The sequence below is a fragment of the Kitasatospora sp. NPDC092286 genome, from assembly GCF_044755565.1.
In the GTDB taxonomy this organism is placed as follows: Bacteria; Actinomycetota; Actinomycetes; order Streptomycetales; family Streptomycetaceae; genus Kitasatospora.
Window position 1 is genome coordinate 190,588 of sequence record NZ_JBIVRD010000013.1, and the last position, 21,035, is coordinate 211,622.

Sequence of the window (21,035 nt, forward strand, 5' to 3'; positions counted from 1 at the left end):
TGCGGCGACCGGAAGGCAGTCCACCCCCTGGGCCACCGCCCTGACGGGGCGCCAGGTCACCGCGTACGGCCACCAGGTGCGCGGCCGGTGGCCCGTGGCCGGGGCGCCAGGCCCCGGGCCGGAGGGGGAGAGGCCGAGTGAGCTCCACCGATGCGGTGCTGCCCGGAGCCGGACGGCCGGGCGCACCGGACGCCGACATGTCCGCGACCGACCGGCGCGGCCCGGTCTGCCGGCTGCTGTCCAGCCGGCGATTGCCCGGCGTCGTCCTCGCCGTGCTCTGCCTGGCCTACACGCTGGGCGCGTCCCTCGGCTGGGGATCCAGCCAACTCGCGGTCTTCATGGGTGACTTCGGGCTGGCGGCGGCGGCCCTCGCGGCCGCGCTGTCCTGTCTCGCGTACGGCTGCACGGTCGGCGGGCACGCCCGCCCGGCCTGGCTGCTGTTCGGACTCTCCTCGCTCATGGTCTCGTTCGGCAACGGCACCTGGGGCTGGTACGAGCTGGTGGACCGTACCCGGCCGCCGCAGGAGTCGCCCGCCGAGTACGCCTTCCTGCTGTTCGCCCCGCTCGCCATCACCGGCGTGCTGGTGCTCGCCCAGCGTCCGCGCAACGCCGCCGGCTGGCTCTGCCTGCTGCTGGACGGCTGGCTGGTGGCCGGCTCGCTGTTCACCCTCAGCTGGAGCCTGGCGCTCGGGCGGATCGCCGCCGGGGAGGACGGCTCCCCGCTGCGCCTGGCCCTCAACCTGGCCTACCCGGTGCTGGACATCCTGCTGGTCAGCCTGGTGGTCGGACTGCGGTTCGGCGGCCGCGACGGCAACCGGGCCGCGGTGCACACCGCGATGGTGGGCCTGGCCGTCACGGTGCTCTGCGACGCCCTGTTCACCTCGCCCGAGCTGCGCAACAGCTACCACTCGGGCGAGCTGCTGGACGCCGGCTGGTTCGCCGGCAGCCTGCTGCTGGCCTGGGCGCCGTGGTCGCCGCGCTGGAGCCGTCCGATGCGCGAGCACCCCTCGGCGGGCGGCCTGCCGCGCCGCCGGGTGGCCACCACGTTCAGCGCGCTCACCCCGTACGCGGCGGCCGCGGTCTGCACCGCCGGGATCCTCTACAACGCCCTCGGCGGGCGGCCGTTGGACCGGGTGGTGGCGGCGGCCGCCTGCACCGTCGGCCTGGCGCTGATCCTGCGGCAGGGCGTGATGCTGCTGGACAACCTCTCGCTGGCGCAGGAACTCGCCCACAAGGAGGCGCACTTCCGCTCCCTGGTGCAGGGCTCCAGCGACGTCATCATGATCGCCGGCGCGAACGGCGTGCTCTCCTACGTCTCCCCGGCCGCGCTCGGCGTCTACGGGCGGGACCCGGGGGAACTGGTCGGCGGGAACCTGCTCGACCTGGTCCACCCGGAGGACGTGGACCGGGTGCTGCTGGAGGTCCGCCGCTTCCTGGCCCGGGTCCGGCTCGCGGCCCACCGCTCCCCGGGCGCCGCCGAGCCGTCCGCCCGGGTGGAGTGCCGGATCAGCGCGGGCGCCGGCGAGTGGCTGCACGTCGAGTCGACCGTCAACCGCTACCGCGACGGCCTGATCCTCAACAGCCGGGACGTCACCGAACGGGTGATACTGCAGGCCCAGTTGCAGCACAACGCGTTCCACGACCCGCTCACCGACCTGCCCAACCGGGCGCTCTTCGCCCAGCGGCTGCGGGCCGCGCTCGGCGCCCGCGGCCCGCAGGGCTCGGGTGGCGCCGGGATCGCGGTGCTCTTCCTCGACCTGGACGGCTTCAAGGCGGTCAACGACAGCGCCGGCCACCAGGTCGGCGACGAACTGCTGGTGCAGGCCGCCCGGCGGCTCCAGGGCGCGGTGCGCTGCGGGGACACCGTCGCCCGGTTCGGCGGGGACGAGTTCGCCGCGCTGGTCTGCGGCCCGCTCGGCCGGCTCCAGGTGCAGGAACTCGCCGAGCGGCTGCGGACGGCGCTCTCCGAGCCGTACTGGATCGGCGGCGCCGAACTCGGCGTCGCCGCCAGCATCGGCATCGCCTTCGGCACCCCCGAGCGCGGCCAGGCCGTCGACCCCAGGGCGGCCGCCGACGAGCTGATGCGCAACGCCGACCTCGCGATGTACCGGGCCAAGTCCGAGGGCAAGGGCCGGGTGGTGCTCTACAACCCGGCCATGCGCGCCGACCTGGAGCGCCGTACCGACCTGGAGGAGCGGCTGCGGATCGCCGTCCGGGAGGGCGGGTTCACGCTGCTGCACCAGCCGGTGGTCGACCTGGTCAGCGGCGCCGTCACCACCGTCGAGGCGCAGGTCCGCTGGCGCTCGGCGCAGGGGCTGCTGCTCACCCCCGCCGAGTTCCTGCGCTCCGCCGACCACGGCGAAGCGGCCGGCCGGTTCTCCCGCTGGCTGGTCCACGAGGCGGTGGCGGCCGCGGCGGCGCGGCGCGGACTGCCGGCCAGGGTGCGTTCGGCGCCCGTCCCGGTGCCGGTCTCGGTCCGGCTCTCCGCCGAGCGGCTCTGCTCGCCCGGCATGTACGAGGCGGTGGCCGCGGCGCTGCGCGACAGCGGGCTGCCGGCCGGCCAACTGGTGGTCGAGGTGGCCCGGATGGGCCCGGACTCGCTGGCCGACGACCTCGGCCGCCGGCTCGCCGCCCTGCGCCGGCTCGGCGTCTCCACCGCGCTGGCCGGCTTCGGGACCGGCGACGGTTCGCTCGGCGCACTGGCCCGGCTGCCCTTCGACGGCCTCAAGCTGGACCGCACCCTCGTCCAGGAGGTGGCGGAGCCCGGGCTCGGCCGGACGCTGGCCGGACACGCGCTGCGGCTCGGCCGCGACCTCGGCCTGGTGACCGCCGCCGAGGGGGTGGACCTGCCCCGCCAGGTGACCGCGCTGCAGGAGCTGGGCTGCCGGCGGGGCCAGGGTTCGGCCTTCACCCCGCCGCTGGAGGAGGCCCGGCTGCGGCGGGCGCTGGCCCGCCGGGTCTACCCGCTGCCGAGACCGCTCGGCTCGCTCTCGGCACGGCGCGCGTACCTGATCACGGACACCCGTACGAGTGGCCGGGGGGAGGGCGGTCCGGGGCGTGTCGTACATCACCACAGCGGCTCCGACCTGCCCGAACACCAGACCGCGGCCGGTCCGGGGCACGGTCCGCATGGCGAGACTGTCATCCCACCTGCTTGACAGTCGGCCCCGCTCGGGAGGAAGGTCGTTGCCATGCGCACCCGAATTCTCGTACTTGGCGGGCGCGTCGGCTGAGCGGGCTCACACGCCCTGCTTGTGACAGACCGACGCGCCACCCCTCGCATGCCTGCCCGGGCACGAGGGGTTTTTTGTTGCACTGACGCTGTTCCACCACCGCAAGACCCCTGGCCCCAGCCGCCCGGCAGTCCCGATAAAAAGGGAAAAGTCGGACGATTGAGGCAGAGCCGGCGATCGGCCCGGAACCGGGACCCCACCCTCGACACCGCGGGGCCCGCAACCACCCGGGCCGGCGAAGAACCGAGAAGAGACAGGCAGATGACTGAGCACGCCGCATCCCCCCGCCGCGGGGACACCCCGGCCGCCCACGCTCCCGCTCCCCAGCACGTCGTCGAGACCATGACCGGCGCCCAGTCGCTCATCCGCTCGCTGGAGGCCGTGGGCGCGGACACCGTCTTCGGCATCCCGGGCGGGGCCATCCTTCCCGCGTACGACCCGCTGATGGACTCGGCCAAGGTGCGCCACATCCTGGTGCGCCACGAGCAGGGCGCCGGCCACGCCGCCACCGGGTACGCCCAGGCCACCGGCAAGGTGGGCGTCTGCATGGCCACCTCGGGCCCGGGCGCCACCAACCTGGTGACCCCGATCGCCGACGCCTACATGGACTCGGTGGCGATGGTCGCGATCACCGGCCAGGTCTCCTCCAAGGCGATCGGCACCGACGCCTTCCAGGAGGCGGACATCTGCGGCATCACCATGCCGATCACCAAGCACAACTTCCTGGTCACCGACCCCGCCGAGATCCCCCGGGTGATCGCCGAGGCGTTCCACATCGCCGCCACCGGCCGCCCCGGCCCGGTCCTGGTCGACATCGCCAAGGACGCGCTGCAGGCCACCACCACCTTCCGCTGGCCGCCCGAGACCTCGCTGCCGGGCTACCGCCCGGTCACCAAGCCGCACGCCAAGCAGATCCGCGAGGCCGCGAAGATGCTGGTGAGCGCCAAGCGCCCGGTGCTGTACGTCGGCGGTGGCGTGCTCAAGGCGCACGCCACGGCCGAGCTGCGGATCCTCGCCGAGCTGACCGGCGCACCGGTCGTCACCACCCTGATGGCGCTCGGCGCCTTCCCCGACAGCCACCCGCAGCACCTGGGCATGCCCGGCATGCACGGCTCCGTCCCGGCGGTCACCGCGCTGCAGAAGGCCGACCTGCTGTTCACCCTCGGCGCCCGCTTCGACGACCGCGTCACCGGCAAGCTGGACAGCTTCGCCCCGTACGCCAAGGTCGTCCACGCCGACATCGACCCGGCCGAGATCGGCAAGAACCGCCCGGCCGACGTGCCGATCGTCGGCGACGCCCGCGAGGTGCTGGCCGATCTGATCGTCGCCGTCCAGGCCGAGTTCGACGCCGGCCACAAGGGCGACTACACGGACTGGTGGGTCAAGCTCAACGAGTGGAAGAAGACCTACCCGCTGGGCTACGAGGCGGCCCCGGGCGGGCAGTTGTCCCCGCAGCAGGTGATCGAGCGGATCGGCCGGCTGGTCGGCCCGGACGCGATCTACGCGGCGGGCGTCGGCCAGCACCAGATGTGGAGCTCGCAGTTCATCCAGTTCGAGAAGCCGGCCACCTGGCTGAACTCGGGCGGCGCGGGCACCATGGGCTACGCCGTGCCGGCCGCGATGGGCGCCAAGGCGGGCCGTCCGGACGTCGCGGTCTGGGCGATCGACGGCGACGGCTGCTTCCAGATGACCAACCAGGAGCTGGTCACCTGCGCGCTGAACGACATCCCGATCAAGGTCGCGGTCATCAACAACGGCTCGCTGGGCATGGTCCGGCAGTGGCAGACCCTCTTCTACAACCAGCGCTACTCCAACACCGTGCTGCACTCCGGCCCCGAGCACGACGGCATCGAGCCGCCGGCACAGGGCACCCGGATCCCCGACTTCGTGCTGCTCTCCGAGGCGATGGGCTGCGTCGGCCTGCGCTGCGAGCGCCCGGAGGACCTGGACGCGGTGATCAAGCAGGCGATGGAGATCAACGACCGCCCGGTGGTCATCGACTTCATCGTCCACCAGGACGCCATGGTCTGGCCGATGGTCGCGGCCGGCACCAGCAACGACGAGATCCAGTTCGCCAAGGGCGTCCGGCCCGACTTCGGCGACGACCTCGACTGAGGCCCGTCCGTTGCCCACCGCCACCCCTCCCACGACCGGCTGCGCCGGGCCCCTCCTAACGACCTAGGAAACAGAGACACATGTCCAAGCACACCCTCTCCGTCCTGGTCGAGAACAAGCCCGGCGTGCTCGCCCGCATCGCCGCCCTGTTCTCCCGTCGGGGCTTCAACATCGACTCCCTCGCCGTCGGCCCGACCGAGCACCCGGACATCTCCCGGATGACCATCGTGGTCAACGTCGAGGACCTCCCGCTGGAACAGGTCACCAAGCAGCTCAACAAGCTCGTGAACGTGATAAAGATCGTCGAACTCGACCAGTCCGCTGCGATCCAGCGGGAACTGGTCCTGGTGAAGGTCCGGGCCGACAACGAGACCCGGTCGCAGATCGTCGAGATCGTCCAGCTGTTCCGCGCCAAGACGGTCGACGTGTCCCCCGACGCGGTGACCGTCGAGGCCACCGGCAGCTCGGACAAGCTGGAGGCCATGCTCCGGATGCTGGAGCCGTACGGCATCAAGGAGCTGGTCCAGTCCGGCCTGGTCGCCATCGGGCGGGGCGCCCGCTCGATCACCGACCGTTCGCTGCGCGCTCTCGACCGCAGCGCCTGAGCGCCCACCGCCGTCCCTCCCCGGGACGCGCCACGCGCTGTCTCACCCCCTGAAGCACTGCCCCACACCCCCGCCGGGTCCACGTACGGTAGGAACCGCAGTACCCGGCAAGACCATCACGCAAGGAGATGTGCCCCCGTGGCCGAGCTGTTCTACGAAGACGACGCCGACCTGTCCATCATCCAGGGCCGCAAGGTCGCGGTCATCGGCTACGGCAGCCAGGGCCACGCCCACGCGCTGTCCCTGCGCGACTCGGGTGCGGACGTCCGGGTCGGCCTGAAGGCGGACTCCAAGTCCCGCGCCAAGGCGGAGGAGGCCGGCCTGCGCGTCGTCACCCCGGCCGAGGCGGCGGCCGAGGCCGACGTCATCATGATCCTGGTGCCGGACCCGATCCAGGCCGACGTCTACGCCGAGTCCATCGCGCCGAACCTGAAGGCCGGCGACGCGCTGTTCTTCGGCCACGGCCTGAACATCCGCTACGGCTTCATCAAGCCCCCGGCCGATGTCGACGTCTGCATGGTCGCCCCGAAGGGCCCGGGCCACCTGGTCCGCCGCCAGTACGAGGAGGGCCGCGGCGTCCCCGCGATCGTCGCGGTCGAGCAGGACGCCTCCGGCAAGGCCCTCGACCTGGCGCTGTCCTACGCCAAGGGCATCGGTGCCACCAAGGCCGGCGTCATCAAGACCACCTTCACCGAGGAGACCGAGACCGACCTGTTCGGTGAGCAGGCCGTCCTCTGCGGTGGCACCGCCGCCCTGGTGAAGGCCGGTTTCGAGACCCTGGTCGAGGCCGGCTACCAGCCGGAGATCGCCTACTTCGAGTGCCTGCACGAGCTGAAGCTCATCGTCGACCTGATGTACGAGGGCGGCCTGGAGAAGATGCGCTGGTCGGTCTCCGAGACCGCCGAGTGGGGCGACTACGTCACCGGCCCCCGCATCATCACCGACGCCACCAAGGCCGAGATGCGGAAGGTCCTCGCCGAGATCCAGGACGGCACCTTCGCCAACACCTGGATCGCCGAGTACAAGGCCGGTCTGCCCAAGTACAACGAGTACAAGAAGGCCGACGAGGACCACCTGCTGGAGACCACCGGCAAGAAGCTGCGCAAGCTGATGAGCTGGGTCAAGGAAGAGGCCTGAGCCCTTCCGGGGCCACGCCTCATTTTGTAACCCCCTTGTACAAGTAGGCTGCTCCCGTCCGGGTGATTTCGCCGGACGGGAGCAGCCTCGCACCCAGCCCGTCGATACACTTCCGAGTGCGCGTCAGGCCCACAGCGTCGTGCGTCTACCTACGCGGCATGCCACCTTCCCCCCGACGGTCACGCCACCTACGTGCCGGGGAGAACCGGACAGTTAAGGACAACACTGTCGTGAGCACTGCGACCACTGTGAAATCTGCCGTCGTTCTGATCGCCGAAGAGCTGTCGCCCGCCACCGTCGACGCCCTCGGCCCCGACTTCGAGATCCGTCACTGCAACGGCGCCGACCGCACCGAACTGCTGACCGCGATCGCCGATGTGGACGCCATCCTGATCCGCTCCGCCACCAAGGTGGACGCGGAGGCGCTGGCCGCCGCCCGCAAGCTGAAGGTGGTCGCCCGGGCCGGCGTCGGCCTCGACAACGTGGACGTCTCCGCCGCCACCAAGGCCGGCGTGATGGTCGTCAACGCGCCGACCTCCAACATCGTCACCGCCGCCGAGCTGGCCTGCGGCCTGCTGATCTCGGTCGCCCGCAACATCGCGCCGGCCAACGCCGCGCTCAAGCAGGGCGAGTGGAAGCGCAACAAGTACACCGGCGTCGAGCTGAGCGAGAAGGTCCTCGGCGTCGTCGGCCTCGGCCGGATCGGCGTGCTGGTCGCCCAGCGGATGTCCGCGTTCGGCATGAAGATCGTCGCGTACGACCCCTACATCCAGGCCGCCCGCGCCGCGCAGATGGGCGTCAAGCTCGTCACGCTGGAGGAGCTGCTGGAGATCTCGGACTTCATCACCGTCCACCTTCCGAAGACCCCCGAGACCATCGGCCTGATCGGCGACGAGGCGCTGCACAAGGTCAAGCCGACCGTGCGCATCGTCAACGCCGCCCGCGGCGGCATCGTGGACGAGGCGGCGCTGGCCGACGCCCTGCGCGACGGCCGGGTGGCCGGCGCCGGCCTGGACGTCTACGCCAAGGAGCCGTGCACCGACTCGCCGCTGTTCGCCTTCGACAACGTGGTCGCCACCCCGCACCTGGGCGCCTCCACCGACGAGGCGCAGGAGAAGGCCGGTATCGCGGTCGCCAGGTCCGTCCGTCTGGCGCTGGCCGGCGAGCTGGTCCCGGACGCGGTCAACGTCCAGGGCGGCGTGATCGCCGAGGACGTCCGCCCCGGTCTGCCGCTGGCCGAGAAGCTGGGCCGGATCTTCACCGCGCTGGCCGGCGAGGTGGCCGTCCGCCTCGACGTCGAGGTCCGTGGCGAGATCACCCAGCACGACGTCAAGGTGCTCGAACTGTCCGCCCTGAAGGGCGTGTTCGAGGACGTGGTGGCGGAGACGGTGTCCTACGTCAACGCCCCCCTGTTCGCCCAGGAGCGCGGTGTCGAGGTACGCCTGACCACCTCCAGCGAGAGCCTTGAGCACCGCAATGTGATCACCGTCCGGGGCACCCTGGCCGACGGCACCGAGATCGCCATCTCCGGCACCCTGGCCGGCCCGAAGCAGACCCAGAAGATCGTCGGCGTGGACGCCTTCGACGTCGATGTGGCGCTCACCGACCACATGGCGTTCTTCAAGTACGAGGACCGCCCCGGCGTGGTCGGCGTCCTCGGCCGCCACCTCGGCGACGCCGGCATCAACATCGCCGGCATGCAGGTCGCCCGGGACGGCAGCGGCGCGCTCGCCTCCATCACGGTGGACACCCAGATCCCGCAGGAGGTGCTGTCCGCGATCGCCGCCGAGATCGGGGCCCGCTTCGCCCGCTCGGTCGACCTGGGCGCCTGATTCCCGTCGCTCCGCAGGGCCCGGACCGCCTCCCCGGCGGTCCGGGCCCTGCCGCGTCCGGCGGCGTGGGCGCTCCGGGTGACGCCCGTCTCAGATACTAGGAAATCCAAGTATTCGTGCAGACACGGCCCGGTCGGGGCCGTACCGTGAAAGGGCCAGACGGTGTGCCGCCCCTGTAGCCAGGGTGCGCGGCCCGTGTGCGCCCGTACGCCCGACGGGCAGGCGATCCCTGCTCCGCGTACCACCCTCCCCACCCTCTGCGCCCGCCTGTGCGCATCGCATCAAGGAGCCCGGTATGCCCCCCGCCGCAGACCGTCACACCACTCCCGCCCCCGCCGCCACGGCCGCCCGGGCCCCGCGCCGCCGCCGGGCGGCCGAGCGCAACCCCTTCGCCGCCGCCGCCCTCCAGCGCGCGCTGGACCGTCGCGACAACGGCGGCGTGACCGGGCACCTCTGACCGGATCCGCCGGTCGGGTGCCGCCTGCCGGATCCCCCGGTCGGGCGCCGGCAGGGCCTTTCGGCGGAGTCGGTGATAATCGGCCGATTACCTCGGACGGGCTGACGCCGCATCACCCGGTAGGGTGCAAGTGGCCGCCGTTCGAGGGAAGTTGCTCGCATTCCCCGGCGCGATCATCCTAATTTGGGGCCCCCGGAAGGGTGATCGACGTCCGCACCGGCGGGCGTCAGCGACACGGTGTGCGGATCAGCCCCCCTTACCGGGGGAGAGGGTCCTGTGCGTCAGCCACCCGTCCACCGTCCGCTCACCAGGATCGGCCTCGCCCTGGCGCTGCTGGCCGGGCCGGTCGTGCTCACCGCCGCCGCCCCGGCGGCCGGGCAGGCGGAGGCCCAGGGGCCGCCGCCCGGCGCGGCCGCGGCCGCCCACCCGCCGTCCGGGCAGCCGGTCTCGGTGCTGCTCGAACTCGCCACCGAGGCCGCCGGTCCCGCCTGGCGGCGCGCCGCCGCCGACGCCCGGCGGGCCCAGCGCGCCCCGGAGGAGATCCGCCGCGAGGCCGCCCGGGCCGGCGCCGAGCGGCGGACCGCCGCCTCCGGCGCGCTCGACGGGCTGGCCGGGGCCGTCCGCGGCGCGGTGCCCACCGCCCGCGAGCTCTACCGCACCCGTACCCTGCTCACCGGCCTCGCCGTCACCGTGCCCGCCGACCGGCTGCCCGCCCTGCGCACGCTGCCGGGCGTGCGGGCCGTCCACCCGATCACGCGCAAGCAGCGGGACAACGTGTACTCCGTCCCGCTCACCGGCGCCCCGCGGCTCTGGGCCGGTCCGTCCGGCGACGCGGTCGACGGCAACACCGGCCAGGGCGTGCGGATCGGCATCATCGACAGCGGCATCGACTACACCCACGCGGACTTCGGCGGCCCCGGCACCGAGGAGGCGTTCCGGTCGGTGGACGGCGCCACGACCGCGCCCGCCGGGCTCTTCCCCAACGCCAAGGTGGTCGGCGGCCACGACCTGGTCGGCGACGACTACGACCCGGACCCGTCCTCCCCGCACTACCAGCCCGTCCCGCACCCGGACGACAACCCGATCGACTGCCTCCGGCACGGCCACGGCACCCATGTCGCCGGTACCGCCGCCGGTCTCGGTGTCACCGCCGACGGGCAGCCCTACCGCGGCCCGTACCGGCCCGGCCTGGACCCGGCGGACTTCAAGGTCGGCCCCGGCGCCGCGCCCGGCGCGCAGCTGTACGCGCTCCGGGTCTTCGGCTGCGAAGGCTCCACCGACCAGCTCGCCCAGGCGCTCGACATCGCCGCCGACCCGGACGGCGACGGCGACCTCGGCGACCGCCTCGACGTCGTCAACCTCTCGCTCGGCAGCCGGTTCGGCGCCACCGACGACGCCGACGCCGTCGCCGCCGACCGCCTCGCCGAACTGGGCACCGTGGTGGTCGCGGCCGCGGGCAACGAAGGGGACGTCTACGGCATCGGCGGCAGCCCGGGCACCGCCGCCCGGGCCGTCACCGTCGCCGCCTCCGTCGATCCGCACAGCGACGCCGACGGCATCACCGTGCTCGCCCCGGAGCCGCTCGCCGCCGTCGTCCCGGCCCACTGGAGCGCCCGCTACCAGGGCTGGTCCACCGCCGACGTCAGCGGCCGACTCGCCCTGCCCGTCGACCAGCCGGACGGCTGCACGGCCTTCGGCGAGGCCGACCGGCAGCGGCTGGCGGGGAAGATCGCCGTCCTCGTCTGGCACACCCGCGAGTCCGAACGGGCCTGCGGCTCCGCCCCGCGCGCCGACCACGCCGCCGACGCCGGAGCGATCGGCGCGCTGCTCGCCGCCGACGACGACCACCTCGCCGAGATCTCCGGCAACGACCGCGTCCCGGTCGCGCTGCTCGCCCGTGAGGACGGCGAACGGCTGCGGCAGGGCGCGGCCGCCGGCCCGGTCGACGTCCGGCTGGCCGAGCCGGGCGGCCGGCTGCACGGCACGGTCTCCCAGGACCAGCCGCGGCGCACCGACACCCTCACCGACTTCACCTCGCGCGGCATCGGCGTGCCCGGCGTGGTCAAGCCGGACCTCGCCGCCCCCGGCGAGACCATCTGGTCCGCGCTGGTCGGCAGCGGCAGCGGCGGCCAGCGCGAGGACGGCACCTCGATGGCCACCCCGCACGTGGCCGGCCTCGCCGCGCTGGTCCGCGCCGCCCACCCGGACTGGACGGCCGAGCAGGTCAAGGCCGCGCTGATGAACACCGCCGGGGACACCTGGCTCGGCGACGACCACGGCGGCCCGGTCTACGGGCCCGAACGCACCGGCGCCGGACGGGCGCAGGTGGACCGCGCCGTCCGCACCCCCGCCGTCGCCTACGCCGCCGGAGAGGGCGCGGCGGAGGGCGGCGTCGGCGTCTCCTTCGGCCCGGTGGACGTCGGCGGGCCGTTCTCCGCCACCCGCGAGATCGAGGTCCGGAACCTGTCCGACACGACCGTGGTCTACCGCACCGGCTACGCGGCCGCCACCGAACTCCCCGGCGCCCGGTTCGACGTGGCGCCCGCCCAGGTGGCGGTGGTCGCCGGGGGCACCGCGCGGGTCCGGGTCACCCTGGTCGTGCCCGGGCGGCTCGGCCGCACCCCCGACCCGACCATCGACACCCTGCAGGGCGGCCGGGCCCGCAGCTACCGGGGCGAGCTCTCCGGCCGGGTGCTGCTCACCCCCGTCTCGGACCGTGCCCTGCCCGGGCTGCGGGTGCCCGTCCTCGCCGCCCCGCGCCCCGTCTCCGAGCTGAGCGCGGCGGCGCCGGTGCTGCCCACCCCCTCGGGCGCGCTGGTCCTCCTCGGCGGCACCGCGGCGCCGGGGGAGCAGCCCGGCCTGGTCAGCGGCTTCGCGCTCGGCGGGGAGGCCCCCCGCTGGGTGGACTGCCCGCCGGACAGCGGTGCCGCCGTCGGGCCGGGCGCGGGCATCGTGCCGCAGGACGGCACCGGCGGGGCGGGCGCCCCGGAGGACATCTGCGTCGAACGCCCCGGCGACCGGGCCGCCAACCTGCGGGCGGCCGGCGCCGCCTCGGACGCCCCGGCCGCCGGCGGCGACCCGCTCGCCGAGGGCACCCTCTACCTGGGCGCCCAGCTCTGGGCGCCCGCCGCCACCCCCGTCGGCGTCTTCGCCGTCCGGGCCTCGCTGGACACCGACGGGGACGGTGAGACCGATGTCATCGTCAAGGCCGACCGGCTGCCCGGCAGCGACGTCCTGGTGGCCCGCGCGCTCGACGCCAGGACCGGCGCCGAACTGGACGTCCAGCCGCTCAACGCCCGCTGGGGCGACAGCGACACCGCGCTGCTGGACAGCGACGCGCTGGTGCTGCCGGTGCGGCTGAGCGCCCTGCCCGGCCTGACGGCGGACCACAGCACCATCCGCTACGGCCTCTGGACCGGCCCCGCCGGCGGTCGGCCCCACCCGGAGGAGGCCTTCTCCGCCATCGGCCTGAGCGGCACCCGCCCGACCCTCGCCGTCGACGTGCTGCACCCGGCCGTCGAGGTCCGGGCCGGCCTCGGCGGACCGGCCGCGGTGGCGTCCGCCGTGCCGCCGGGCGGCGCCCTGGAGGTCCGCCGGGCCGACGGCGACGCGTCCCGTCTGCTGCTGCTCCACCACTTCAACCGGGACGGCCGGCGGGGCGAGATCGTCACCCTGCCCTGAGCCCGGGGGCGTCAGCGCGGTGCCGCGGCCGCCCGGCGGACCCGGCGGGGCGGCCGGGCGGGGCGGTGGCGGAGCCGGCCGAAGACGGCGGCCAGCGCCGTGACCGCCGCGGCGGCCGAGGCGACCGTCAGCCCCTCGGTGAGGCCGGGCGGACGGAAGACGCAGCCGATCCGGTCGGCGCCGCCGCCGAGCGGGACGCCGATCATGCCCAGCACCGGCCGGGGCGGCGCGTACGGCCCGCCGCCGGCCGCGCAGGTCCAGCCCTCGGTGGCCGGGACGGAGAGCAGCGCGGTGCCCGTGCTGCCCGGCGGCAGGGCGGCCGTGACGGTGTGCCCGCCGACCGCCACCCGGGTGGCGCCGGTCGTGGCGATCCGCGCCAGCGCCGCCTCCAGGGCGCCGGGCCGCAGGCAGCCGATCGGCCGGGCCGGGACCTGGGTGACGGCGTCCGCCCGCAGCACCACCCGGACCCGGCCGTCGGCGGGCACCGGCCCCAGCGGATGGACCGGGACGGCCGTGGCGGGCTGCTCGCCCTCGCTGCGGTAGGTGGTGCCGAGACCGCTCACCGTGCCGTTGAACCAGACCCCGTGGAAGTACGCCGTACCGCCCGGCGTACAGCCCGCCGTGAAGACGGTGCCCTCCGTGCCCGCCGGGGTGGCGGGGACGGACCAGCCGCTGGTGCCGTGAAGGGCCGGCACCGGGCCGCCGTCCGGGGCGGGCTCGGGGGCGTCCCACACCCGGCTGCCGAGCAGCGACTCCTGCCGGGACCAGACCGAGGAGGTGTCCGCCGCCGCGTCCGCCGGGACCACGGTGACCAGCGGCGGGGCGGCGGCCCGGCCGACCGTGAAACCGTCCGGCGGCGGCCCGTCGGCGAGGTACGTCCGCACCGCGAACAGGGCCCGCCCGACCGGGTCGGTGACGCTGCCGGTCCGCCGGCCGCCGGCCGTCCACCCGGCGCCGAGGTCGTGCAGCAGCAGCGCGGTGACGGTCGGCAGGTAGCCGCTGGAGTAGCCGCCGCCCTGGCCGTCCAGCAGCAGCGGGTCGTTCGGGGTGAAGGCGTGCGGGCCGGGGTCGCCGCGGCCGGCGGGCCAGTCGGCGGCCTGCCGCAGCGCCGCGTACCCGGCCCGGACGGGCGCCCCGGCGGCGGTGCCAGGCGCGGTGGCGCCCAGCGCCGCGTACGCCGACCAGACCGCGCCGCCGAGCACCGCGCAGGCCAGGGCCGCCGTCGCGACGGCGCCCGCCCGCCGGTCGGTGCGCCGGTGCTCCAGCGTCCACAGCGCGGCGAGCAGGACGGCGCCGCCCACGGCGAGCAGCACCCAGGTGGACGCCGGGACGGACTTCCGGGCCGCCGCGAGACCGGCCACCAGCGCCACCAGCGCGGCGCCGCCGAGCAGCGTGAGCAGGTCGGGCCGGTGCGCCAGTGAGACCCAGCCGGCCATCACCAGCAGACCGCTGAGCACGAACGCCACCCGGTACGGGCCGCCGGCGGGGATCGCCAGGCCGTGCCAGACCAGCACGGTGGGCGTCCAGACGAAGCTGAGCACCACCAGCGCCAGCAGCCCGGACCAGACGAGCCTGGTCCGGGCCCGCACCCGCCGGTTGAACGGCAGCCCGGCCACCAGCAGCAGGCCCAGCAGGCCGATCGCGACGTCCGGCAGCGGCCGGCCGGTGCGGGTGCCGGGCAGCAGCTGCGCCAGGTGCCCGCCGAGCCCGGACGGCCCGACCGGCCGCGCCGGGGACTCCGGCTGGGCGGCCTGCGCGGCCCGGACGGCGACGAACAGCACCGGCCCGGCCAGCAGCACCCCGGTGGCGGCCGTGGTCACGGCCCGCCCGGTCACCCGGACCACGGTCCTGAACGGCCGCCGGACGGCCAGCAGCCGGACCGTCAGCACCAGGCCGGCCATGATCGTGGCCATCGCGGCGGTGTAGAGGTTGCCCACCCAGGCGAGCGCGACGCAGAGGGTGCCGGCCGCCCAGCGGCGCTCGTGCAGACACCAGTCCCCGGCCAGGCAGAGCAGCGGCAGCGAGACCAGGCCCCAGAGCCACATCGGCGCCGCCCCGCCGACGCCCAGCACCCAGGCACAGAGCCCGTACCCGACGGCGGCCAGGGCCCGCAGCCGGCGCGGTCCTGGGTACAGCCGGCCGAGGACGTGGGCCATCAGCGCGGTGCCGAGGCCGATGCTGAGCAGGGTGGTCAGGAAGACCGCGAGCTGCCCCTGGTCGCGCGGCAGCAGGACGGCGAGCCAGGAGAACGGGTTCATCAGGTAGGCGAAGAAGTCGGCCAGGAACGGTGCCCCGTACCCGCTGTTCCAGTTGAACAGCAGGTCCCCGGCGCCCCGTCCGTGGACCAGGTCCCAGAGCCGGGCGTGGAACGGCACCGCCACCTCGGCGGCCCCGGCCGGCCACGCCCCGCGCAGCGCCGCCGCCACCGCGTACCCGCCCATGGCCAGCCCCGCCGCGCCCCCGCAGGCCAGCGCCTCCCGCCCTCGGCGTCCGCCGGTTTCGACCACGCTGCTGTGCCCCGTTCTCCGAGGATCTCCGGACCGGATCCCCGCGAGCATAAGCGTGCCCCCCGCGCGAATTGAGGCTCACGCGCTCCCTCGTCGGAGTGGCGTGCGGACAGGACCTGCCGAGTAGCCTGGGAGCAGCCGCCAGGACGCCCGTATGGGAGGAACCATGAGCGTCGCGCCGTACCCCGACTGGCTTCGCCCCCCGGTCGGCGGGTACACCGCCGAGGACCTCGACCGGCTGCCGGATCTCCCGCCGCACACCGAACTGCTCGACGGGAGCCTGATCTTCGTGAGTCCGCGGACCAAGTTCCACATGCGGATGCTCCGCGCGCTGGAACGGGCCCTTGAGGACGCCGCCCCCGACGGGTGGGAGGTCTGGCGCGAGATGACGGTCAAGCTGAACAAGCGGAACCGGCCCGAGCCGGACCTGCTGGTGGTCGACGAGCGCTCCGACACGGGGCTGAAGCAGACCTTCTGCCTCGGCGAGGACGTTCTGCTCGCCGTCGAGGTGGTCTCCGAGGAGTTCCAGGCACGCGACCGGGAGATCAAGCCGCGCAAATACGCCGCCGCCGGCATCCGGTACTTCTGGCGGGTCGAGAGTGACGAAGGCCGACCTGTCGTCTACACCTACGAGTTGGACCCGGCCGAGCGCAGGTACACCGCGACCGGGATTTTCCACGAGCGACTCAAGGTGGACCAGCCCTTCCCGGTCGACATCGCGTTGCCCGGATACCCCCGTCGTCCGGATAGTGGACACGGGATGTCAGCTTCTGGGACACCGGAGTAGGGTCCGAGCATGTCTCGCACCATTCGTCTCGCAGTTGTCCCCGGTGATGGCATCGGCCAGGAAGTGGTGGCCGAAGGCCTCAAGGTCCTGGTCGCCGCGCTGCCCGCCGACGTGAAGCTGGAGACCACCGAGTACGACCTCGGCGCCCGGCGCTACCACCGCACCGGTGAGACGCTGCCGGACAGCGTGCTGGAGGAGCTGAAGGGCCACGACGCGATCCTGCTCGGCGCCATCGGCGACCCGAGCGTGCCGTCGGGCGTGCTGGAGCGCGGGCTGCTGCTCAAGCTGCGCTTCGCCTTCGACCACCACATCAACCTGCGCCCCGGCCGGCTCTTCCCGGGCGTGAAGTCGCCGCTGGCCGGCGAGCCGGACATCGACTTCGTGGTCGTCCGCGAGGGCACCGAGGGCCCGTACGTCGGCAACGGCGGCACGCTGCGCACCGGTACCGCGCAGGAGGTGGCCACCGAGGTCAGCCTGAACACCGCGTTCGGCATCGAGCGCGTGGTCCGCGACGCGTACCGCCGGGCCCAGGCCCGCCCGCGCAAGAAGCTCACCCTGGTCCACAAGAACAACGTGCTGGTGCACGCCGGCCACCTCTGGACCCGGATCTTCGAGCAGGTCGGCCGGGAGTTCCCCGAGGTCACCACCGACTACCTGCACGTCGACGCGGCGACCATCTTCTTCGTCACCCAGCCCGAGCGGTTCGACGTCATCGTCACCGACAACCTGTTCGGCGACATCCTGACCGACCTGGCCGCCGCCGTCACCGGTGGCATCGGCCTGGCCGCCAGCGGCAACATCAACCCCAGCGGGGACTTCCCGTCGATGTTCGAGCCCGTGCACGGCTCGGCGCCGGACATCGCGGGCCAGGGCAAGGCCGACCCGACCGCCACCGTCCTGTCGGTCGCCATGCTGCTGGACCACCTGGGCCTGGCCGCCGAGGCCGCCCGGGTCGAGGCCGCGGTCGCCGCGGACCTGGCCGAGCGCACCGGGACCCGTACGACGTCCCAGGTCGGCGACGCGCTCGCCGGGCGAGTATCCGGCTAGCGGGCCGGAACCGACTGAAGGTGTTCCGGCTAGCGGGCCGGATCCGACTGAAGGTGTTCCGGCTGACGGGCCGGATCACATAACCGCAGCTTGCGGCTCCCCAAGGAGCCTGTGGCTGTTCGGCACGGCCCTCTGGATGCGAGTATCGACAGTGGGCCGTGCCGTCGTGCGTTCGTTCGCCGAAACGTTCACCCGACGGAGGCGGCCCGGACAAACCCCACGGTGAAGGACACACAGCCATGAGCACGCCCACCCAGGCGCCCATCACGTTCGACCTCAAGCCCTCCGCCCACCCGCTGTCCGACGCGGAGCGCGAGGCCCGGCTGGCCAGTCCAGGCTTCGGGCGCGTCTTCACCGACCACATGGTGACCATCCGCTGGACCGAGGGTCTGGGCTGGCACGACGCCCAGCTGGCGCCGTACGCGCCGCTGGAGGTCGACCCGGCGAACATGACGCTCCACTACGGCCAGTCGATCTTCGAGGGTCTCAAGGCGTACCGCCAGGCCGACGGCTCGATCGCGACCTTCCGCCCGGAGGCCAACGCGGCCCGCTTCCAGGCCTCGGCCCGCCGGCTGGCGATGCCGGAGCTGCCGGTCGAGACCTTCGTCGAGGCGGTCGAGCTGCTGGTCCAGCAGGAGCAGGGCTGGGTCCCGAACCAGCCGGAGCAGAGCCTCTACCTGCGCCCCTTCATGTTCGCCACCGAGGTCGGCCTGGGTGTCCGTCCGGCCAACTCCTACCTCTTCATGATCATCGCCTCGCCGGCCGGCGCCTACTTCCCCGGCGGCATCAAGCCGGTCTCGGTCTGGCTCTCCGAGGAGTACGTCCGGGCCGCGCCCGGCGGCACCGGCGCCGCCAAGTGCGCCGGCAACTACGCCGCCTCGCTGATCGCCCAGGCGCAGGCCGCCGAGAAGGGCTGCGACCAGGTCGTCTGGCTCGACGCCGCCGAGCACCGGTGGATCGAGGAGATGGGCGGCATGAACCTGTACTTCGTCTTCGGCGAGGGCAGGGACGCCCGGATCGTCACCCCGGAGCTGTCCGGCGCGCTGCTGCCCGGCATCACCCGCGACTCGCTGCTCCAGCTCGCCGCCGACCTCGGCTACGCCGTCGAGGAGCGGAAGATCTCCACCGACGAGTGGAAGCAGGGCAACGCCGACGGCACCCTCACCGAGGTCTTCGCCTGCGGCACCGCCGCCGTCATCACCCCGGTCGGCTCGGTCAAGTCCGCCCGTGCCGACTGGACCGTGGGCACCGGTGAGCCCGGCCCGGTCACCATGGAGCTGCGCAAGGCCCTGCTCGCCGTCCAGGGCGGCCAGGCCCCCGACACCCACGGCTGGCTGCACAAGATCGTCTGACCCGACACCGCCTCCGGCCTGCGCCGTTTCGGATCGCGAGACGGCCGGGCCGGAGTGTGGATGATGTGCGAGACTGCGAGGGTGTCCTCGCTTTCGCTGATTATTAGCAGCAGGCGCGCCGGTCCGCAGTGACCGCTTCCGCACCACCCGATGCGGAGCGACCACCAGCGTCCAGACCCGCGCGCAGACCTCTCGCACCCGCGAGGGGTCTTTTTGTTTACCCCGGACCGGCCGGAGCCCCCACAAGGGGCCGAGAGACACCGGGTGCGCGCGGGATGCTGGACAGTGGAGCGTGGTCCGCCGGCAGGAGCCGGCGGCGATCGGACGCAGCCATCCCGGCAAGCAGTACGACCTCCCCGAACGGAGATTCCACGGCCATGACCGAGGCCAGCAGCCGCACCGACGACAGCTTCCACGTCTTCGACACCACCCTGCGCGACGGCGCGCAGCGCGAGGGCATCAACCTCACGGTGGCCGACAAGCTGACCATTGCCCGGCACCTGGACGACTTCGGAGTCGGCTTCATCGAGGGTGGCTGGCCCGGCGCCAACCCCCGGGACACCGAGTTCTTCGCCCGCGCCGCCGCCGAGCTGGACCTCAAGCACGCCCAGCTGGTCGCCTTCGGCGCCACCCGGCGGGCCGGCGGGAAGGCCGCCGAGGACCCGCAGCTGGCCGCCCTGGTCACCTCGGGCGCGCCGGTCGTCACCCTGGTCGCCAAGGCCCACGACCGGCACGTCGAGCTGGCGCTGCGCACCACGCTGGACGAGAACCTGGAGATGGTCCGGGACAGCGTCGCCCACCTGCGCGCCCAGGGCCGCCGGGTATTCATCGACTGCGAGCACTTCTTCGACGGGTACAAGGCCAACCGCGAGTACGCCCTCGCGGTGGTCCGCGCCGCGCACGAGGCCGGCGCCGACGTCGTCGTGCTCTGCGACACCAACGGCGGGATGCTCCCGGCCGGCGTCCGGGACATCGTCGCGGACGTGCTGGCGCGGACCGGCGCCCGGCTCGGCATCCACGCCCAGGACGACACCGGCTGCGCCGTCGCCAACACCCTGGCCGCGGTGGACGCCGGCGCCACCCACGTCCAGTGCACCGCCAACGGCTACGGCGAGCGGGTCGGCAACGCCAACCTGTTCCCGGTGGTCGGGGCGCTGGAGATCAAGTACGACCGCCGGGTGCTGCCGCCCGGCAGCCTCGCCGAGATGACCCGGATCTCGCACGCCATCGCCGAGGTGGTCAACCTGACCCCCTCCACCCACCAGCCGTACGTCGGCTTCTCGGCCTTCGCCCACAAGGCCGGCCTGCACGCCTCCGCGATCAAGGTCGACCCGGACCTGTACCAGCACATCGACCCGCAGACGGTCGGCAACACCATGCGGATGCTGGTCTCCGACATGGCCGGCCGGGCCTCGGTGGAGCTCAAGGGCAAGGAGCTCGGCTACGACCTCTCCACCGACCGCGACCTGGCCGGCCGGGTGGTCGCCAAGGTCAAGGAGCAGGAGAACCTCGGCTACACCTACGAGTCCGCCGACGCCTCCTTCGAGCTGCTGCTCCGGGACGAGGTGCGCGGCAGCCGCGACCGCTTCTACACCCTGGAGTCCTGGCGGACCATCAGCGAGCAGGGCCCGGACGGCAAGCCGGGCAACGAGGCGACGGTGAAGCTCTGGGCCAAGGGCGAACGGAAGATCGCCACCGGTGAGGGCAACGGTCCGGTGGACGCGCTGGACAAGGCGCTGCGCGCCGCGCTGGAGGGGATCTACCCGCAGCTGGCCACGCTGGAGCTGGTGGACTACAAGGTCCGCATCCTGGAGGGCCAGCACGGCACCGGCTCGCAGACCCGCGTGCTGATCGAGTCCACCGACGGCACCTCCAGCTGGTCCACCGTCGGGGTGGCCGACAACGTGGTCGCGGCCTCCTGGCTGGCCCTGGAGGACGCCTACACCTACGGCCTGATCAGGTCCGGGCTGGAGCCCACCGAATAGCATCGGTCCGACGAACAGCACCGGACCGAACAGGACCGGACCACGAAGCGGCCCACGGACCCCGAGGTCCGTGGGCCGCTTCGTCTCAGCGACGCGCACTCAGCGGAGGCGGGCGAGGAGGGCGTGTTCGACGAGGGTGATGAGGGCGCTTTTGGCGCTGTCGCGTCGTCGGGCGTCGAGGGTGATGACGGGGGTGTCGGGGCCGAGTTGGAGTGCTTCGCGGACTTCGTCGGCGGTGTGGGGCTGGTGTCCGTCGAAGCCGTTGAGGGCGACGACGAAGGGGAGTCCGCTGTTCTC

Annotated in this window: 12 protein-coding genes and 1 pseudogene; 11 read left to right on the forward strand and 2 right to left on the reverse strand. The window is 73.6% G+C overall.

Going from position 1 to position 21,035, the window contains the following annotated elements:
• Nucleotides 1–197 precede the first annotated feature (197 nt).
• The 7 genes from ACIQIB_RS16245 (at nucleotide 198) to ACIQIB_RS16275 (ending at nucleotide 13,060) form a co-directional block, all read left to right on the forward strand.
• On the forward strand, nucleotides 198–3,158 hold the full coding sequence (locus tag ACIQIB_RS16245; RefSeq protein ID WP_400654791.1) for a putative bifunctional diguanylate cyclase/phosphodiesterase: 2,961 nt from the start codon (nucleotides 198–200) through the stop codon (nucleotides 3,156–3,158).
• A 336-nt stretch (nucleotides 3,159–3,494) separates the two neighbouring features.
• Nucleotides 3,495–5,348: an acetolactate synthase large subunit gene (locus tag ACIQIB_RS16250; RefSeq protein WP_363610783.1), complete on the forward strand. Its 1,854-nt coding sequence runs from the start codon at nucleotides 3,495–3,497 to the stop codon at nucleotides 5,346–5,348.
• An 80-nt stretch (nucleotides 5,349–5,428) separates the two neighbouring features.
• Entirely contained in the window at nucleotides 5,429–5,953 is a 525-nt protein-coding gene (ilvN, locus tag ACIQIB_RS16255; RefSeq protein ID WP_363610785.1) for an acetolactate synthase small subunit, read from the forward strand.
• Nucleotides 5,954–6,091: 138 nt separating this feature from the next.
• Nucleotides 6,092–7,090 carry a ketol-acid reductoisomerase gene (gene ilvC, locus ACIQIB_RS16260; RefSeq protein WP_363610787.1) on the forward strand — a complete coding sequence of 333 codons (999 nt, stop codon included), beginning with the start codon at nucleotides 6,092–6,094 and terminating at the stop codon, nucleotides 7,088–7,090.
• Nucleotides 7,091–7,320: 230 nt separating this feature from the next.
• The gene (serA, locus tag ACIQIB_RS16265) at nucleotides 7,321–8,922 is read left to right on the forward strand and encodes a phosphoglycerate dehydrogenase (protein WP_363610789.1); all 1,602 of its coding nucleotides are present in this window, start codon (nucleotides 7,321–7,323) and stop codon (nucleotides 8,920–8,922) included.
• A 295-nt stretch (nucleotides 8,923–9,217) separates the two neighbouring features.
• Entirely contained in the window at nucleotides 9,218–9,379 is a 162-nt protein-coding gene (locus ACIQIB_RS16270; protein ID WP_363610791.1) for a hypothetical protein, read from the forward strand.
• 276 nt (nucleotides 9,380–9,655) lie between these two features.
• Nucleotides 9,656–13,060, forward strand: a complete 3,405-nt coding sequence (locus ACIQIB_RS16275; RefSeq protein ID WP_400758474.1) for a S8 family serine peptidase — start codon at nucleotides 9,656–9,658, stop codon at nucleotides 13,058–13,060.
• Between the two features lie 11 nt (nucleotides 13,061–13,071).
• Here the strand turns inward: ACIQIB_RS16275 and ACIQIB_RS16280 are convergent, their stop codons facing one another.
• The gene (locus ACIQIB_RS16280; protein WP_400758476.1) at nucleotides 13,072–15,567 is read right to left on the reverse strand and encodes a YfhO family protein; all 2,496 of its coding nucleotides are present in this window, start codon (nucleotides 15,565–15,567) and stop codon (nucleotides 13,072–13,074) included.
• Nucleotides 15,568–15,733: 166 nt separating this feature from the next.
• On the opposite strand from ACIQIB_RS16280, the gene ACIQIB_RS16285 reads away from it, so the two are divergent.
• The 4 genes from ACIQIB_RS16285 to cimA all read left to right on the forward strand — a co-directional run bounded on the left by ACIQIB_RS16285 (nucleotide 15,734) and on the right by cimA (nucleotide 20,738).
• A complete protein-coding gene (locus ACIQIB_RS16285) occupies nucleotides 15,734–16,354 on the forward strand; it encodes a Uma2 family endonuclease (protein ID WP_400758478.1) in 621 nt (206 codons plus the stop codon).
• A 9-nt stretch (nucleotides 16,355–16,363) separates the two neighbouring features.
• Nucleotides 16,364–17,401, forward strand: coding sequence for a 3-isopropylmalate dehydrogenase (locus ACIQIB_RS16290; protein ID WP_400758480.1), 1,038 nt, complete (start codon nucleotides 16,364–16,366; stop codon nucleotides 17,399–17,401).
• A gap of 239 nt (nucleotides 17,402–17,640) precedes the next feature.
• On the forward strand, nucleotides 17,641–18,753 hold the full coding sequence (locus ACIQIB_RS16295) for a branched-chain amino acid aminotransferase (RefSeq protein ID WP_363610801.1): 1,113 nt from the start codon (nucleotides 17,641–17,643) through the stop codon (nucleotides 18,751–18,753).
• A gap of 377 nt (nucleotides 18,754–19,130) precedes the next feature.
• Nucleotides 19,131–20,738, forward strand: a complete 1,608-nt coding sequence (cimA, locus tag ACIQIB_RS16300) for a citramalate synthase (RefSeq protein WP_363610803.1) — start codon at nucleotides 19,131–19,133, stop codon at nucleotides 20,736–20,738.
• 99 nt (nucleotides 20,739–20,837) lie between these two features.
• Here the strand turns inward: cimA and ACIQIB_RS16305 are convergent.
• Nucleotides 20,838–21,035: pseudogene (locus ACIQIB_RS16305) on the reverse strand (ATP-binding protein); the annotation flags it as partial.

Bases quoted from the DNA above. Each gene is read 5' to 3' on its own strand.
- ACIQIB_RS16245 (WP_400654791.1), top strand. From the start codon at position 198: ATGTCCGCGACCGACCGGCGCGGCCCGGTCTGCCGGCTGCTGTCCAGC.
- ACIQIB_RS16250 (WP_363610783.1), top strand. From the start codon at position 3,495: ATGACTGAGCACGCCGCATCCCCCCGCCGCGGGGACACCCCGGCCGCC.
- ilvN (WP_363610785.1), top strand. From the start codon at position 5,429: ATGTCCAAGCACACCCTCTCCGTCCTGGTCGAGAACAAGCCCGGCGTG.
- ACIQIB_RS16270 (WP_363610791.1), top strand. From the start codon at position 9,218: ATGCCCCCCGCCGCAGACCGTCACACCACTCCCGCCCCCGCCGCCACG.
- ACIQIB_RS16285 (WP_400758478.1), top strand. From the start codon at position 15,734: ATGAGCGTCGCGCCGTACCCCGACTGGCTTCGCCCCCCGGTCGGCGGG.
- ACIQIB_RS16290 (WP_400758480.1), top strand. From the start codon at position 16,364: ATGTCTCGCACCATTCGTCTCGCAGTTGTCCCCGGTGATGGCATCGGC.
- ACIQIB_RS16295 (WP_363610801.1), top strand. From the start codon at position 17,641: ATGAGCACGCCCACCCAGGCGCCCATCACGTTCGACCTCAAGCCCTCC.
- cimA (WP_363610803.1), top strand. From the start codon at position 19,131: ATGACCGAGGCCAGCAGCCGCACCGACGACAGCTTCCACGTCTTCGAC.